This is a genomic window from Ruegeria sp. BE10 (assembly GCF_056538905.1).
The window spans coordinates 39,304-52,399 of record NZ_JBQFTX010000010.1 but is presented as its reverse complement, the minus strand read 5'-3'; the positions used below and the strand labels follow the sequence as shown (position 1 = coordinate 52,399).

At 54.3% G+C, this 13,096-nt stretch carries 14 protein-coding genes; 3 read left to right on the top strand and 11 right to left on the bottom strand.

Annotation, left to right across the window (positions count from 1 at the left end):
• Window positions 1-10 precede the first annotated feature (10 nt).
• From ACR0M2_RS18560 to ACR0M2_RS18535, 6 genes are all read right to left on the bottom strand, one after another.
• Window positions 11-1,156: an ABC transporter permease gene (locus tag ACR0M2_RS18560; protein WP_170379707.1), complete on the bottom strand. Its 1,146-nt coding sequence runs from the start codon at window positions 1,154-1,156 to the stop codon at window positions 11-13.
• Window positions 1,153-2,079: an ABC transporter ATP-binding protein gene (locus tag ACR0M2_RS18555; RefSeq protein WP_480706507.1), complete on the bottom strand. Its 927-nt coding sequence runs from the start codon at window positions 2,077-2,079 to the stop codon at window positions 1,153-1,155. Before ACR0M2_RS18555 ends, ACR0M2_RS18560 begins: the two co-directional genes overlap by 4 nt.
• Complete coding sequence (locus tag ACR0M2_RS18550; RefSeq protein ID WP_480706505.1) at window positions 2,076-3,038, bottom strand: HlyD family secretion protein; 963 nt, start codon at window positions 3,036-3,038, stop codon at window positions 2,076-2,078. Before ACR0M2_RS18550 ends, ACR0M2_RS18555 begins: the two co-directional genes overlap by 4 nt.
• A 347-nt stretch (window positions 3,039-3,385) precedes the next feature.
• A complete protein-coding gene (locus ACR0M2_RS18545; protein ID WP_480706655.1) occupies window positions 3,386-3,850 on the bottom strand; it encodes an NAD(P)H-dependent flavin oxidoreductase in 465 nt (154 codons plus the stop codon).
• Window positions 3,851-4,059: 209 nt separating this feature from the next.
• Window positions 4,060-4,686 (bottom strand): dioxygenase family protein, encoded by a 627-nt coding sequence (locus ACR0M2_RS18540; protein ID WP_480706504.1) that lies wholly within the window; start codon window positions 4,684-4,686, stop codon window positions 4,060-4,062.
• Window positions 4,687-4,732: 46 nt separating this feature from the next.
• The gene (locus tag ACR0M2_RS18535; protein ID WP_480706502.1) at window positions 4,733-5,569 is read right to left on the bottom strand and encodes a nuclear transport factor 2 family protein; all 837 of its coding nucleotides are present in this window, start codon (window positions 5,567-5,569) and stop codon (window positions 4,733-4,735) included.
• A 216-nt stretch (window positions 5,570-5,785) separates the two neighbouring features.
• Between ACR0M2_RS18535 and ACR0M2_RS18530 the strand changes: the two genes are divergently transcribed.
• Complete coding sequence (locus ACR0M2_RS18530; protein WP_480659113.1) at window positions 5,786-6,679, top strand: LysR family transcriptional regulator; 894 nt, start codon at window positions 5,786-5,788, stop codon at window positions 6,677-6,679.
• Window positions 6,680-6,864: 185 nt separating this feature from the next.
• Here ACR0M2_RS18530 and ACR0M2_RS18525 read toward each other — a convergent pair whose 3' ends face one another.
• Window positions 6,865-7,740, bottom strand: a complete 876-nt coding sequence (locus ACR0M2_RS18525) for an aminotransferase class IV (RefSeq protein ID WP_170414829.1) — start codon at window positions 7,738-7,740, stop codon at window positions 6,865-6,867.
• 11 nt (window positions 7,741-7,751) lie between these two features.
• Window positions 7,752-9,227, bottom strand: a complete 1,476-nt coding sequence (locus ACR0M2_RS18520) for an N-acyl-D-amino-acid deacylase family protein (RefSeq protein WP_480706500.1) — start codon at window positions 9,225-9,227, stop codon at window positions 7,752-7,754.
• A 251-nt stretch (window positions 9,228-9,478) separates the two neighbouring features.
• Between ACR0M2_RS18520 and ACR0M2_RS18515 the strand changes: the two genes are divergently transcribed.
• Entirely contained in the window at window positions 9,479-9,979 is a 501-nt protein-coding gene (locus ACR0M2_RS18515) for a methyltransferase family protein (protein WP_480706498.1), read from the top strand.
• Between the two features lie 134 nt (window positions 9,980-10,113).
• Here the strand turns inward: ACR0M2_RS18515 and ACR0M2_RS18510 are convergent, their stop codons facing one another.
• From ACR0M2_RS18510 to ACR0M2_RS18500, 3 genes are all read right to left on the bottom strand, one after another.
• Window positions 10,114-11,022: a sigma-70 family RNA polymerase sigma factor gene (locus tag ACR0M2_RS18510; RefSeq protein WP_480706496.1), complete on the bottom strand. Its 909-nt coding sequence runs from the start codon at window positions 11,020-11,022 to the stop codon at window positions 10,114-10,116.
• Entirely contained in the window at window positions 11,019-11,480 is a 462-nt protein-coding gene (locus ACR0M2_RS18505) for a carboxymuconolactone decarboxylase family protein (RefSeq protein ID WP_480706494.1), read from the bottom strand. The genes ACR0M2_RS18510 and ACR0M2_RS18505 overlap by 4 nt, the downstream gene beginning before the upstream one ends.
• Window positions 11,481-11,776: 296 nt before the next feature.
• Window positions 11,777-12,562, bottom strand: a complete 786-nt coding sequence (locus ACR0M2_RS18500) for a helix-turn-helix domain-containing protein (protein ID WP_480706492.1) — start codon at window positions 12,560-12,562, stop codon at window positions 11,777-11,779.
• Window positions 12,563-12,667: 105 nt separating this feature from the next.
• On the opposite strand from ACR0M2_RS18500, the gene ACR0M2_RS18495 reads away from it, so the two are divergent.
• Entirely contained in the window at window positions 12,668-13,075 is a 408-nt protein-coding gene (locus tag ACR0M2_RS18495) for a hypothetical protein (protein WP_170550933.1), read from the top strand.
• The last annotated feature ends 21 nt before the right edge of the window (window positions 13,076-13,096 follow it).

Below are 13,096 nucleotides of genomic sequence, written 5' to 3'. Positions count from 1 at the left end.
GGGCCGCAATTCAATCCAACTGTTTCTTGAATCTCAGAGTTGCCGCCAACAATCCGAATACTGCAAACCCGATCATCCAGAGAATCCCCCATCGCAACTCATAAAGCGAAGCATCTCGCAGGACCACGCCGCGGATCATGTCCATAAAATGCGTGGCCGGCAGGACTTGTGCGATGGTTTGGACAGGTCGCGGCATGCCGTCGAAGGGGAACATGAACCCGGACATCAGGATCGAGGGCAGCAGGACAAAAATGGTCATCTGCATCGATTGGAGCTGGTTCTGTGCAAGTGTTGAAATGACCAACCCTAGCGACAGGCTGGCAATGATAAAAAGCAGTGTCACCACAAGAAGAACGCCCAACCCACCATTGATCGGGACATCGAACAACATGTGCCCGATGCCAAGGATGATTGCGACCTGCAGCAGTCCCAGGAAGATATAGGGTATGATCTTGCCAATCATCAGCTCGATGGACTTGATCGGTGTGTTGATCAACATCTCCATATTTCCCCGCTCGCGTTCACGGACGATAGCGGCCGAGGTGAACAGGATCATTGTCATGGTTAAGATAACCCCAACCAAACCGGGTACGATGTTCACCGCCGACCGCTGTTCAGGGTTGAAGTAGAGCGTGACTTCAAACGTAGGCACCTGTCGGTTGGGCGGTTGCTTGAGCAACTCGGTCAGTGGCATCGTGCGCAGGGACTTGATCGCGCTGGCGACCATCGTGTCCGAGCCGTCCACGATCCAATGGGCAACAGGCCGACTGCTGGTCTGGTTGGTTGCGTCGGGCAATCCCAATCCGACGGAAGGGCTTCGGGCAAGGCGGTGGCTCACATCCTGAGGAATAATTAAAGCGGCGCGTACGCGAGATTCGGTGATCGCGCGTTCGGCCTCTTGCGGGCTGGTCAACTCCTCGGTGATTGTTACGACCTGCGTGGCCTGAACAATCTGCGCCAGCGTGCGCGAAAGTTCAGTTCGGGATTGATCCACCAGTGCGACGGGCACGTGACGCAGATTTGTGTTTATCGCATAGCCGAACAGCAGCAGTTGGATCAGTGGTATCATGACAACCATGGCAAAGGTCATTCGATCTCGCCTCAGCTGAAGCAGCTCTTTCTTCAAAACGGCTGTGATACGACGCGGCGAGATCATTGTCCCGGCCCCCGCGTTGCGCTGACAAAGACGTCTTCAAGGTTTGGACGTTGACACGTCAGGGACAGGTCCGCAAACGCATCAAGCCGGGCGCGTAGCATTTCAACTGGCCGAGGTTCGGACTTGTCGACCAGCACGCGCAGCCGCGAGCCGACCTGAGCCGTTGAGAGTATTTTGGATTTGCCATCCAGCTCGTGTTTGACTTTTCTCAGGTCCGGCCCTTCCACCTCTACAACATCGGCGTCCAGATCATCCATCAATTGACGGGGGGACCCATCCGCCTTTTTTACGCCGTGCTGCAGGATCGCCAGCCTGTGACAACGCTCTGCCTCGTCCATGAAATGGGTCGACACAATCATCGTCGCACCCTGATCGACCAGATCGAACAGCTGCTCCCAGAACGTGCGGCGGGTTTCGGGATCAACGGCCGACGTTGGTTCGTCGAGAAACAGAAGTTTTGGCTGGTGCATGACGGTTGCTGCCAGCGCCAGTTTCTGCCGTTGTCCGCCGCTCATGCTGCCGCTTAGCTGATGCACGTTCGTTGTCAGGTCATAGGTGTGCAGCAACTCGTCAATCCGGTCCGCGGCTGATTTAGCCGGAATGCCGTAAATTTCAGCCGCGAACCGCAGATTCTCAAGAACGGTCAAATCGCGATAATACGAGAAGATCTGGGTCATATACCCAATCTCGTTCTTCAACGGTTCCGCCGCTTCGGGCATGGACTGCCCCAAAACCGAGATCGTTCCACTGCTGGGGGTCAGCAAGCCGGTCAACATGCGCATGGTAGTGGTCTTGCCACAGCCATTGGGGCCAAGAAACCCGTAGATCTGGCCCGTTCTGATCTCAAGGTCCAGATTGTTGACCGCTGTGTTTTCCCCAAACCGGCGGGTCAGGCCTTTCGTCGATACAACGATGTCGCTCATGGTAAGGGAACCTGCACAGGCACTCCGGCGGGTAAGTCCGGCGATGCGGTTGGCAGGTCAATTTCGGCGAGATAGACAAGCCGCGTACGGTCATCCTTGTTCAGTCCGTAATATGGCGTGAACGACGCATCGTCGCTGATCCAGCGGATCACGCCGTCCAATGGATCGGAGAGTCCGTCAATGCGCACTCTCAGTTTATCGCCGGGCTTTAGTTTGACGCGATGTGGTTCGGGCACATAGACACGCGCATAGGGTGTTTGACCGGTGACCAAAACGGCAACCGGGCTGCCGGATGTTACCCGCTCGCCCAGATTCCAAGGCAGTGAATCCAGTACACCATCGCGGGTCGCAACAACTGTCAGGTCATCCAACACGGTCTGCTCGGCAGCAACCGTGGCTTCTGCTGCACGTACGTTGGCCTCGGCGACAGCAATATCTTCGGGACGGGTGCCGTTTTGCAGCTCTTTCAAAGATTCCTGAGCGCTGGCCAACTCGGCACGCGCAGAATCGCGTAAGGCCAGATCATTTGCCACCTGTGCTTCGGTGACGACCGAGTTTTCGACCAGTCTGGCGTTTCTTTCATAGATGGCTTCGGCGTCAACCAGTCGCGCAACAGCACCTGCGACCTTGGCTTCGGCAATTGCAATCTCTTCTTCCCGCGGTCCGACTTGTAGCTTCAACAGCGTGGCCTGCGCCTTTTGAAGCTCGGCCTGTGCCAGGCTGAGCTTGGCAGTCTGTAATGTTGGATCGAGTTGAACCAGAATATCTCCTGCTTTGACGACAGTTCCTTCGGCGATCGGTAAATCGACAACGATTTCACTGGCCGTCGCAGTCAAAGCCACCCGGTCGCGGGCCAGTACGCCTAGGGCCACGCTCGAGTCTGAACCAGAGCACCGATCCAGAACGGCGGGCAAAACAGCGACCAATATCAAGGGTATGGGAATCGTCAAATTCAGCAAGGCTACCTTCCGGTTTCTGGCCGCTATTCAGGTGGGCCGGTTATTGAATCATACAATCAGGAAATTCGATTTGTATATATCGTCCTGCAGCAGCGTCACTCAAGCAGGCACCCCAGCCAATCTTCGAGGTTTGGATGTTCTGGCGGCAGCATTCGACTTCATTCGGGCCAATGACACCGCTGGGCGTGGCGTGAGCAACGTATTTAAAGCTCACTTTGTCCCGCGTACTGTGTGTTTATACGCATCGATATTTTGCGCACGCAGCGAACGGCGGGTTTTATGGCTGCGACTGCAACACCACGGCATTAGGTTGAATGTCGACTCTGGGCCGAACCCAGTCCCTTTTATCAATTGATTTGAGCAGCCCCTTTCAAGGCCTCAACAACCTGGGTCGGAGGGCACCCGAAGTGAAAGCTAACCATGGCAGGCGTTTCGGAAACGAGGAGCGCAAGCTTGTCGGTGTCAAAGGTTTCTGCCTCAGTATCTGAAGTGTTTATGGGCATCTCCAAACCGAGCCGGCGATAAAACGGCAAAACGAGTGAACGCGCCTGTTCGTCGAGCACAGGATCAAAGGTTGGAGCCTCATGTAGAAAGAAATTGAGGTTGAACGGTTTATCGGTTGCCGCCTTCATCTCAGATATTCTTTGCTCCAGTTCGTTGATCGACATTTCGGCACACCCCAGCGAACCCAGCCCGCCAGCATTGCTTACGGCCGACGCCAGAGGGACCAGCGGTTTTTGAAGGATCATCGGGGCCTGAACGATTGGATATTCGATACCAAGAAGTTCGGTGAATCTCGACTCAGTCTGTATACGGATCTCCTCTGTTTACAGATGAGTATCATGGAGTGGACTTCATCGAAGCGCTTTTCAGTGGCACTATGATTTCGAGAAATCCCGTTTTTCTCTCGCCAGTTGAATATGTTGCGCCGCTTTTGACGTCGACTTCCAGCCCAGTTAAATGAGCCGAGTGTGCCTTATGCCATAGGCGCGCAAATATCTGCCGCTTCTAGCCGGAACCTTCAAACCTGCAGGTTGATTTCAGTTTCGATTCCGGAGTCCGTTTCAACAAAAAACATCGAAACGCATTCAGCTTGTTCGTCTGAAAGGCGTCGGTAAAGGCTATCGCGTTTGTTTTCGGGCTCATCGGCCACATAGAATTGGGTTGTGAGCAGTTCGGTATCGCCATCAAGGACTTTTACGTGGATATGGGGCGTACGGCCCGGATACTTACCGGGCTTGATCGTGCGGAAACTGTAGCGGCCATCCTCGTCGGTGATGTCATGACCAAAACCCTGAAAGCCCCGATCATAGACCACATTGCGGCCGTCTCCTGGATGGAGGTATTTTCCGTTGAGATCGCATTGCCAGATTTCAACCCTGTGTCCTGACCGAGGCGCGCCATTTCTGTCTGTGATGCGACCCCTCAGCGTGATCACTTCACCGCCGGCTTCTTCCACGCGCCCCACGACCTTGACCAGATCGTTGTCCACATCCGGCATCCGCATGGAAGGCGTTGGATAGAATGGCCCTTCGGTGGCGCGAGGCGTCATTTCTGCTGCGTCAGCCCGGCGCAAAAAGAAGACCCCTCCGGTTACAGCGGCAAATCCGGTCAAAAGGTTGCGACGCGTGGATTTACTGGCTTTCATGTCTGGCTCCTCTCGGACTAATTCAGTCAGTATTCGGCCACCTGCCTTATAAGAACATACTGTTCCCGTGGGCGAAGTCCTCGGCAGCCGGAATCTCTTGTACAATATCCCAATGCTCCACGATCTTGCCTTCGTCATCGTGACGCACAATCTCGATCACCGCATTGCCCCAATCGGCATAATCTACCAGCGCCATGGTCAGATCACCGTCAGAGATTGTCTGATGCACAGTAACATTGCCAAGTGTGCCGTCACTATCCTGGAAAAAGCCAAAGATGGGTTCGGTTCCATTCGGAACCCTCGGGTTATGCTGCATATACTCCGCACCGAAGAGTCGCTTCAGAGTTTCGATGTCCCCGGCGATCCCGCGGTCAAAGAACTCGACCGCGTTCATCGTATTGCGCGCTAGATCCATGTTTGAGACGTATTTGTCTACATCTCCGCCACCGTCGATCATGGAATTACCGTTGGCAGTTTCGGATTGGGGAACTTCGGTTTGAGACGTATCCCAATGTTCGATGATCTGGCCGTCCTCAAAACGGAAGATGTCTCCAACGATGGCGGTCTCATCGCCAATAATAACTCGTGCCTGAACGCCGACGAGATCTCCCTGCGCCAGAACACGCGCAATTTCACGCTGCGGTTTCTTGCCGTTTTCTTTCATCCAGATCACGCTTGCCCGGATACCTTCACGCCCATCGGCGATGGACGGTGAATGCTGAATGTAGCGCGGATGATAAAGCTCATCGATCAATTCAACGTTCTGAGCATCAAACATCTCTGTCAGAGCCCGCAGGGCAACCGCCTTGTTCTCTTCTTCGCCCGCAAAGGCAGGAACGCTCATCACAAGCAACGTTGCTGATATTGCAATTAGATTTTTCATGAGTTTCCTCCTAAGCAGCCAGATGGGGGACAACCGTCAGCGTTTTGTAGAAATCCGACAGACCGATGATTTCAGTTGTTTCGGCATGGAGAAGCACGGTCAGCTCGCCTTACGTTAAAACCTTCAATTGTTGCAGAAAACCTAGTGACCACATAACGTCACCTAAAGAGACAGTTTGTGGAATGACTGTCAGTTAAAAGGTGACAATTGAAAAACGTGAATTTCAACAGGATTGGCTACTTTGTCGCCGTGGTAGACGCGGGTACGATCACCGGCGCAGCAAAAGCGTTGAGTATTAGTAAAGCCGTTGTCAGCAAGCAAATTCTGACCCTGGAAGAAGAACTGGGCACGGCCCTTTTGCATCGCAACACGCGCCACATGCACCCAACAGATGCGGGACTGCGGTTTTACGAGCAAGCCAAGGCAGCGCTAAACCAAGCCGAAGAAGCTTATGCAGAGGTCCAGTCTGGTAAAGCGATCCCGGAGGGGCATTTTCGAATAACAGCGCCAGTTGATTACGGCACGCTGCATCTCGCTCCGCTATTGGCGCAGTTTGTTCAGGATAACTCAGGTGTCACGATTGATCTTCACCTCAGCGATGATCGACTTGACCCGGTTGTACACCACTTTGACCTGGGCTTCCGTGTCGGATGGCCGAGTGACTCGTCAAATCAAATGCGCAAAGTCGGGACGTTCGAGGAATGGGTGGTTGCGTCACCCGGATTGGCTCAAAGTGCCACAGAGCCAAATGACCTTGCCGGACTTTCTTTCGTTGCTAACGCCGCGCTCAAAAATGCGACCAAGTGGCGGTTTTCGAAAGGTAGCAAGGTTCAGGACATTACCGTCATCTCGTCTTTCAAACTCAACACATCCCCAGCGATAAGCAGAGCCATCGCCGCTGGCGCGTGTTTCTCGATATTGCCGAATTTTCTTGTCTATGACGATGTGGCCGCGGGCCGACTGGTCCGCCTCCTGCCGGATTGGTCGCTCCGCTCAGGCGGCATCTATGCTTTGACGCCCCCAACAAAGCACAAGCCACTCGCAATACGGACCATCATTGAAGTGATTGCGACTTATCATCAGGCAGGACTTGGTCAAACCTCCGGATAAGTGTCCCCAGTGGTTGCAGACCTAGAGGTGATTGCCTTTAACAGCAGGTTTAGTTGAGTAATCCGCGTGTTCGCGTGCCCATTTTTTTGCAATTGCGGTGAATGCTGGTCTGGAGAAGCCGCACCGCAGCGTTGGAGACAGCGATAAATGTCTCTTATGGGCCGCGAACGCCTAGCTGTTGCTACCTATTGAAGACTGGCGCGGTTGTGTCGGAAGGAGGCGCGCACGGCTTTGAGATATTCGCGGCGCAGCAAGGTTGTAACAGTGCCCGTCTCACCGTCACCTATTTGTCGGCCATCGACTTCGGGCACCGGCTGAACATAGCTGGAAGCGCCAGTGGCAAAAGCTTCATCCGCCCTGAAGACGTCGTCTAGCGTATAGGTGGCATCGACCACTTTCAGCCCCAGGTCGTCGGCAACGCGTAGCATGGTCTGGCGGGTGATCCCTGGCAGAATATCACGGCTGAGGGGGCGGGCGTGGATGCAGCCATTTCTTACGATGAAAAACGACATTGCCCCGCATTCTGTCACTGTGCCATCGGGCGCAATCATCAGCGCCTCATCCGCACCGGCCTTGCGGGCAATTTCTTTCGCTAGAACCTGACCTAACAAGTTGCTGGTCTTGATATCTCGTCGTGCCCAGCGAATATCCGGTGCGCTGGCCAGTCGCAGAGGTTGCGGCGGATCGGCGGCCAGCCCCCCGTGCAGCGGCTGGGTGAAGGCAAAAACGTTGGGTGACAGGCCGCCGGGGTAAAGATAATCGCGATCATGCGCGCCACGGGTGACGTGCAGATAGAGAAACGCTTCCTCCACCCCGTTGCGCGCAATCAGCCCCATCAGCCCATCATATAGCGCACCCTCGCTCATCGGTGGCCGCATTTCCAACTCGGCCAACGACCGGTTCAGACGCTGCATATGGTAATGGAAATCGATGATCTGCCCGTCCAGAATGCCAAAGCCTTCATATACAGCGTCAGCAAACAGCAGCCCCCGATCAAAGATTGGCAATTGCGCTTTTTCCTCGGGCATATATGTCCCGTTCAGCCAGACTGTTCTGCTCATGTTTTTCCCCGTTATTGTTTGTGGTTGTTCAGGAAGCGACCTGCGCGCGTGTGGGTCTGGTGCCCCTGAGAAAGGGTGACCTGCCCGTTTACAAAAACGTAATGAATGCCTTTGGCGGGCTGCTCTGGAGCGTCGAAATCAGCCACATCCGAGATTGTCTCTGCATCAAACAGTACAAGGTCTGCCTTTTTCCCGACTGCAACTTCTCCGCGATCGGTCAGGCCGAACTTTGCTGCGGTCAGGCCGGTCATCTTGTGCACAGCCTGTGCCAGCGAGAACAATTTCAGATCCCGGGTGTAATGCCCTAAGACCCGTGGAAACGTGCCCCAGAGCCGAGGATGCGGTTTTTCGGTGCCAGGCAGCCCATCCGATCCGATCATCGACGCCGGGTGTTGTAGGATCCGCTGTACATCCTCTTCGTCCATGTCGAAATAGATAGCGCCAGCGGGTTTCAACTTTGTACAGGCTTCTTCCCGCGACACGCCCCATTCTGCAGCAATGTCATCAAGCATCCGCCCTCCAACCTCCGGGTGCGGGGCGGACCAGATGACAATCACATCTTTAGCGGCATCAATGAATCGCTCCATCAGAGCAGAAGACGAGGCGGTATAGGGGTAGACATCCATGGCGACCTCTGCTTTCGCGCGGGCTGCGTCAATCATGGCGAGCGTCGTTTTGCTTTTGCCGAAGTTGCGAGAACCTGCGCATTTGTGGTGCGACAGGATCAGGGGAACATCGGCGCGTTGTCCAGTGGTCAGGGCTTCTTTGATGGCTTCGATCACACCGTCACCTTCATCCCGAACATGGGTTGTGTAAACGGTGTTCGGGTGGTGGCGTAGCACCCGTGCCAACATCACAACTTCTCCCCTAGGAGCCGCCATCGCGGCGGGATAGTCCAATCCACTGGAAAGCCCGGCCGCGCCCTCGGACAGCGCCTTATCAAGCAATTCTGCCATTTGGTTGATTTCTGCACTGGTCGCGGCACGCTCCAAATCCGACCCCATTACGGTGGCACGTAGTGATGAATGCCCGGCCAGCAGTCGCACATTGACGGCGGGCGCTTCATCCTTGATCGCGCGTCGATACTCGGTGACGGTTTCAAAGCTGATTGACTGCACGTCCGGAGTGACATTGAACGGGTCTGGCAGATCTTCCTGCACCCTGAATGGAGCGGCGCTGATCCCGCAATTCCCGGCAACAACAGTGGTAACACCCTGTGTCACCTTGAACGGCATATCCGGTGTGCGTAGAAGCGCCCAGTCGTCATGTGTATGTGCGTCAATGAAACCGGGGGCGAGACACTGGCCCGCTGCATCAATTTCTGCCTGCGCATGAATACCGTTCAGCTGCCCTACGCCGACAATTTCGTCTCCTGAGATCGCCACGTCTGCTTTGCAGACCGGACCACCGGTACCGTCAATTACCGAGGCATTGCAGATCAGAAGGTCACATTCTTCCAACGTAGTTCCCTGAAAATTTCCTAGCATGGCGACCCGTCCTGGTTTTCCCAGACTAATGCCAATCTCGCCGTAGCGGTGGTTTCAAATGTACATTTTCTGGTCGCAAATGAGCAAATACCTCTGACAATACACCATCCAACCTCGACAATTTTTGAGAGGTTGTAAGTATTTCTGGTTCTGATCCAAGGATTTACTATAGCCAATCCGACGTCGCACTGGGTCTGGTTGCGAAGAATACGATCGAAAAGCTGTGGTAAGATTCCACTATGTTATGGCGCATGACTAAAGCGGTACTTATCCTTCCGGGTACAGCACTGATCTACATCCCGATTTTGATCCAATGTTTCAGCGACCAATGGCCATTTGGTGCAAATGTGGGAACGCGTCTGCATTGGGCTTTGGCAGCGATGTTGGCTGTCCCCGCGCTTGCCTTGGCCGCGAACACGATGAAACTGTTTGTTCTTGAGGGATACGGAACTCCTGCACCGTGGGATCCACCTCAAAGATTTGTGGTCAGTGGACCTTACCGCTATGTGCGCAACCCCATGCTTTCATCGGTTGCTCTAATGATACTGGCGGAAGCAGTAGCAATGAGCAGCCCATTCCTGTTGGGTTGGGCGATAGTGTTCTTTCTCCTCAACACACTTTACTTCAAATTCGTAGAGGAGCCGGGCCTGGAACGACGCTTTGGCGAGGACTACCTGCGGTACAAGGCGAAGGTGCCGCGATGGGTTCCCATGTTTCGGCCGTATGAGTCCTCAGGCGCGAACGACAATTGAATAGCAGGCTTTCCGCGGCGTGTGAGTTTGCTTATGACTTGATTTCGCTGTTTCCGCGAATGACTGCAACGACGAGCCGCACCGCGGCATCACGACACCTGAGCGCGTGCCCGCTTTGGGCCGATGTAGTCATCCTAGTCAGATAGGCCGCCATTGATGGGAGTGTGTCCGTCGAAAGACAAATGACGAGTCTTTTCTGGATTACGCACGACGTAGATCGCTTTGATCATCCCACTTTCTATCTCCAACGACGTGGTTTGCAAAATGTCCCCCGTTTCGTGGCTGAGGATCGAAGGCAGATTGTTCAGGTGGCAGAATTGCCATTGCTGGGCAGGTTGATCAGTGTATTTACGCGCCAGTCCAGACAATAACCGCATCACTTTGTCTCGGCCCAAAATCGGGTTGAGTGTCGCCAATACTTTGCCGCCGCCATCCGAAACAAATCTTACGTCTTGCGCAAGTAATTTGGCGAGAACGTCAGTGTCGCCGCTTTTGGCGGCCATGAAAAATGCCTTCGCGATGGCTTCGCCTTGTTGCGGCTCAACCTGCGTTCGAGGTTTGTTGCGCTGCACATGTTTCCGAGCTCGGCTAACAAGCTGGCGGCAGGATTCAGGTGTGCGTTCCAATGCCTGTGCCAATTCGTCATATGATTGCTCGAATACATCGTGGAGCAGAAAGGCTGCCCGCTCGAGAGGTGTCAGCCGCTCCAGCGCCAGAAGGAGTGCCACCGAGACGTCACGATCCAGTCGCTCGGTGGCATCATCTGTGATCAGTGGTTCCGGCAACCATTCACCGGGATATGTTTCGCGTCGAGTATGCGCGGCCCGCATGTGATCCAAACATAGCCGCGTGACCGTTCGGATCAGAAACCCAGTCGCGTCCCGCACGCTAGCATGATCAACCTTCTGCCAACGCAAAAATGCATCCTGTACTACATCCTCTGCGTCACTGACGGTGCCCAGCATTCGATAGGCGACCGCGAACAAGCGCGGTCGCAGATCGACAAATGTTTGGTCGTTTTCGAGTGAAGTTATATGACTCATTCGGCCGTGGCCTCCTTGGCGGCAGGATGTGGCGTTGCAAACCCAATAGCAATGCGGTTCCAGGCGTTGATCGTTGTCACTACCAGCGTCAGGGCGATTTTTTCCTGATCTGAAAACTGAGCGGCCATCTCATCATAGGTGTGATCCGGTGCACCATTCTGCTCGATGCGGGTCAGCGTTTCGGCCCAGGCAAGAGCGGCGCGTTCACGCTCGGAATAAAGAGACGACTCTCGCCACGCATTCAGCAAGTGAAGCCTGTCTTCACTCTCGTCCTGCGCACGCGCGTCATGGGTGTGCATTTGAATGCAGAAAGCGCAGCCATTAATCTGCGACACGCGCAACTTTACTAACTCGATGAGACTGTGCTCAAGGCCCGCTGTTTTGAGGCATTCCTCCATGTCGAGCATTGGCTGCATCAGTTGCGGGGCAACGGCGAAATGGTTGAGACGAGATTGCATGAGGTGCTCCTGTATTCGGGTGTATAGAAACAGGACGCGGCAGGCGTGGAGTTTGTGACATGGGTGCGCAACAAATCAGTTTGCATTGCGTGGCAAGGACAGCTGAATCTCAATCGAGTTGCGCAATTTTCACCAGCATTTCGCGAAAGTTTTCTCGAGAGGTTACGCAGGCCGACGAGATCAACCAACAAAGCCGGCAAGTGCAGAGGGAACCGCATGGAAGAGGTAGCAAGTATCGAGACAACTTCAAACTGCTAGGCCAACTAGGCAAATTCCGACCGTTTGGAGACACAAAGTCAGCTTGATATTGGCAGTTGGAGGTCCTGTGGCTGACTGGTAAGTGCCGTCAGCAAGACAGCGCTCTGTTCATCAGACGGGAAGAACAATTCAATTTTTAGATCGTCGAGTGTTTCGTCGGCTACAGTGCTGAACTGCGCTATCGTTCCGAACATCGAAAGGCGATGTCCTGCAAATCGATAGACCGTGGGAATGGATGGTCCCACTATTGCGTCACTTGGTGCATGCGCGTGCGCCGCCAGTTCTCTTATCGCAACCTCCAAATCAGGTATGCCACCTGCCGCTGCACTTTCCGCGCGAAGGCGAAGCATGGTGTAATGCGCCACTTCAGGCCAGTTTTCAACGACCTGTGCCATCGTAGGGCCAGTCAGCAATTCGAGGAGGCTATTGCCTGCAGCCAATCCGAGAGGTGCAAACAGCACCGCAGCGGGACCGTTTAATTCTACAACCCGCCAAAGACGATCAAGCACCAGACCCGGGTAGGGGGCATGTCTTTCCAACGTCCATGTGACAGCGTTCCGAATGGGTTCCATCGCCGCATTGTCAAGCGGCGTCGCCGCATATCTCGGTGCGAAGCCGACGGCCCGCATCATCTGATTTCTGGCGTCAACGGGTACTTCCATAACCTCAGAAAGATGAACGATCATCTCAGGGCTGGGTCGGGAACGTCCGGTCTCCAGAAACGATATGTGTCGCGCACTGACGTCGGCCTCAACAGCTAGATCGAGCTGGCTCATCCGACGGAGCTTGCGCCATTCCTTCAATAGAACTGGGTAAGAAGTCATAAGGTAACCTTAAACAATCAATTGTCAGAGATCACTTACCTCTGAGGTAATTGCTTTGAATACTCCTGACCGCGCATGACAGATCAAGTGAATTAGGAGGAAAACATGACATCACAACAATCTGCCATGCGTTGTTCAGGATGGATTCTGATTGGAGCGGGAGCGCTTTTTGCTTTGGCAGGGTTATCGATACTGCATCCCGTCGCCTACCTTTTCCTTAAGGTTGCCTATTGGCCGATGCAGGAGGTTGCGCCCGACATGGCGATACCGTCGCCATTGCTATTGGCCATCACCGGTGGGCTGACCGTCGGGCTCGGCGGAATGTCATGGGCATTAGGTACATATGTTGCGCCAATTTCCCCGGATGCGGCTGAAAGAGTAACCTGGGTTGCAACATGGTCCTGGTTTTGCACCGATAGCACTTTCTCAATCCTGGTTGGTGCGCCGTTCAATGCGGTGCTTAACCTGACATTTCTGGTCCTACTTCTGGCTTCTTGTCGAAATCGTCGTTGATTGAACTGAATACGGTATGGT

Coding starts and splice junctions, on each gene's coding strand:
- ACR0M2_RS18560 (WP_170379707.1), bottom strand. CDS start 1,156: ATGATCTCGCCGCGTCGTATCACAGCCGTTTTGAAGAAAGAGCTGCTT.
- ACR0M2_RS18555 (WP_480706507.1), bottom strand. CDS start 2,079: ATGAGCGACATCGTTGTATCGACGAAAGGCCTGACCCGCCGGTTTGGG.
- ACR0M2_RS18540 (WP_480706504.1), bottom strand. CDS start 4,686: ATGAAAGCCAGTAAATCCACGCGTCGCAACCTTTTGACCGGATTTGCC.
- ACR0M2_RS18535 (WP_480706502.1), bottom strand. CDS start 5,569: ATGAAAAATCTAATTGCAATATCAGCAACGTTGCTTGTGATGAGCGTT.
- ACR0M2_RS18525 (WP_170414829.1), bottom strand. CDS start 7,740: ATGAGCAGAACAGTCTGGCTGAACGGGACATATATGCCCGAGGAAAAA.
- ACR0M2_RS18520 (WP_480706500.1), bottom strand. CDS start 9,227: ATGCTAGGAAATTTTCAGGGAACTACGTTGGAAGAATGTGACCTTCTG.
- ACR0M2_RS18515 (WP_480706498.1), top strand. CDS start 9,479: ATGACTAAAGCGGTACTTATCCTTCCGGGTACAGCACTGATCTACATC.
- ACR0M2_RS18510 (WP_480706496.1), bottom strand. CDS start 11,022: ATGAGTCATATAACTTCACTCGAAAACGACCAAACATTTGTCGATCTG.
- ACR0M2_RS18505 (WP_480706494.1), bottom strand. CDS start 11,480: ATGCAATCTCGTCTCAACCATTTCGCCGTTGCCCCGCAACTGATGCAG.
- ACR0M2_RS18500 (WP_480706492.1), bottom strand. CDS start 12,562: ATGACTTCTTACCCAGTTCTATTGAAGGAATGGCGCAAGCTCCGTCGG.
- ACR0M2_RS18495 (WP_170550933.1), top strand. CDS start 12,668: ATGACATCACAACAATCTGCCATGCGTTGTTCAGGATGGATTCTGATT.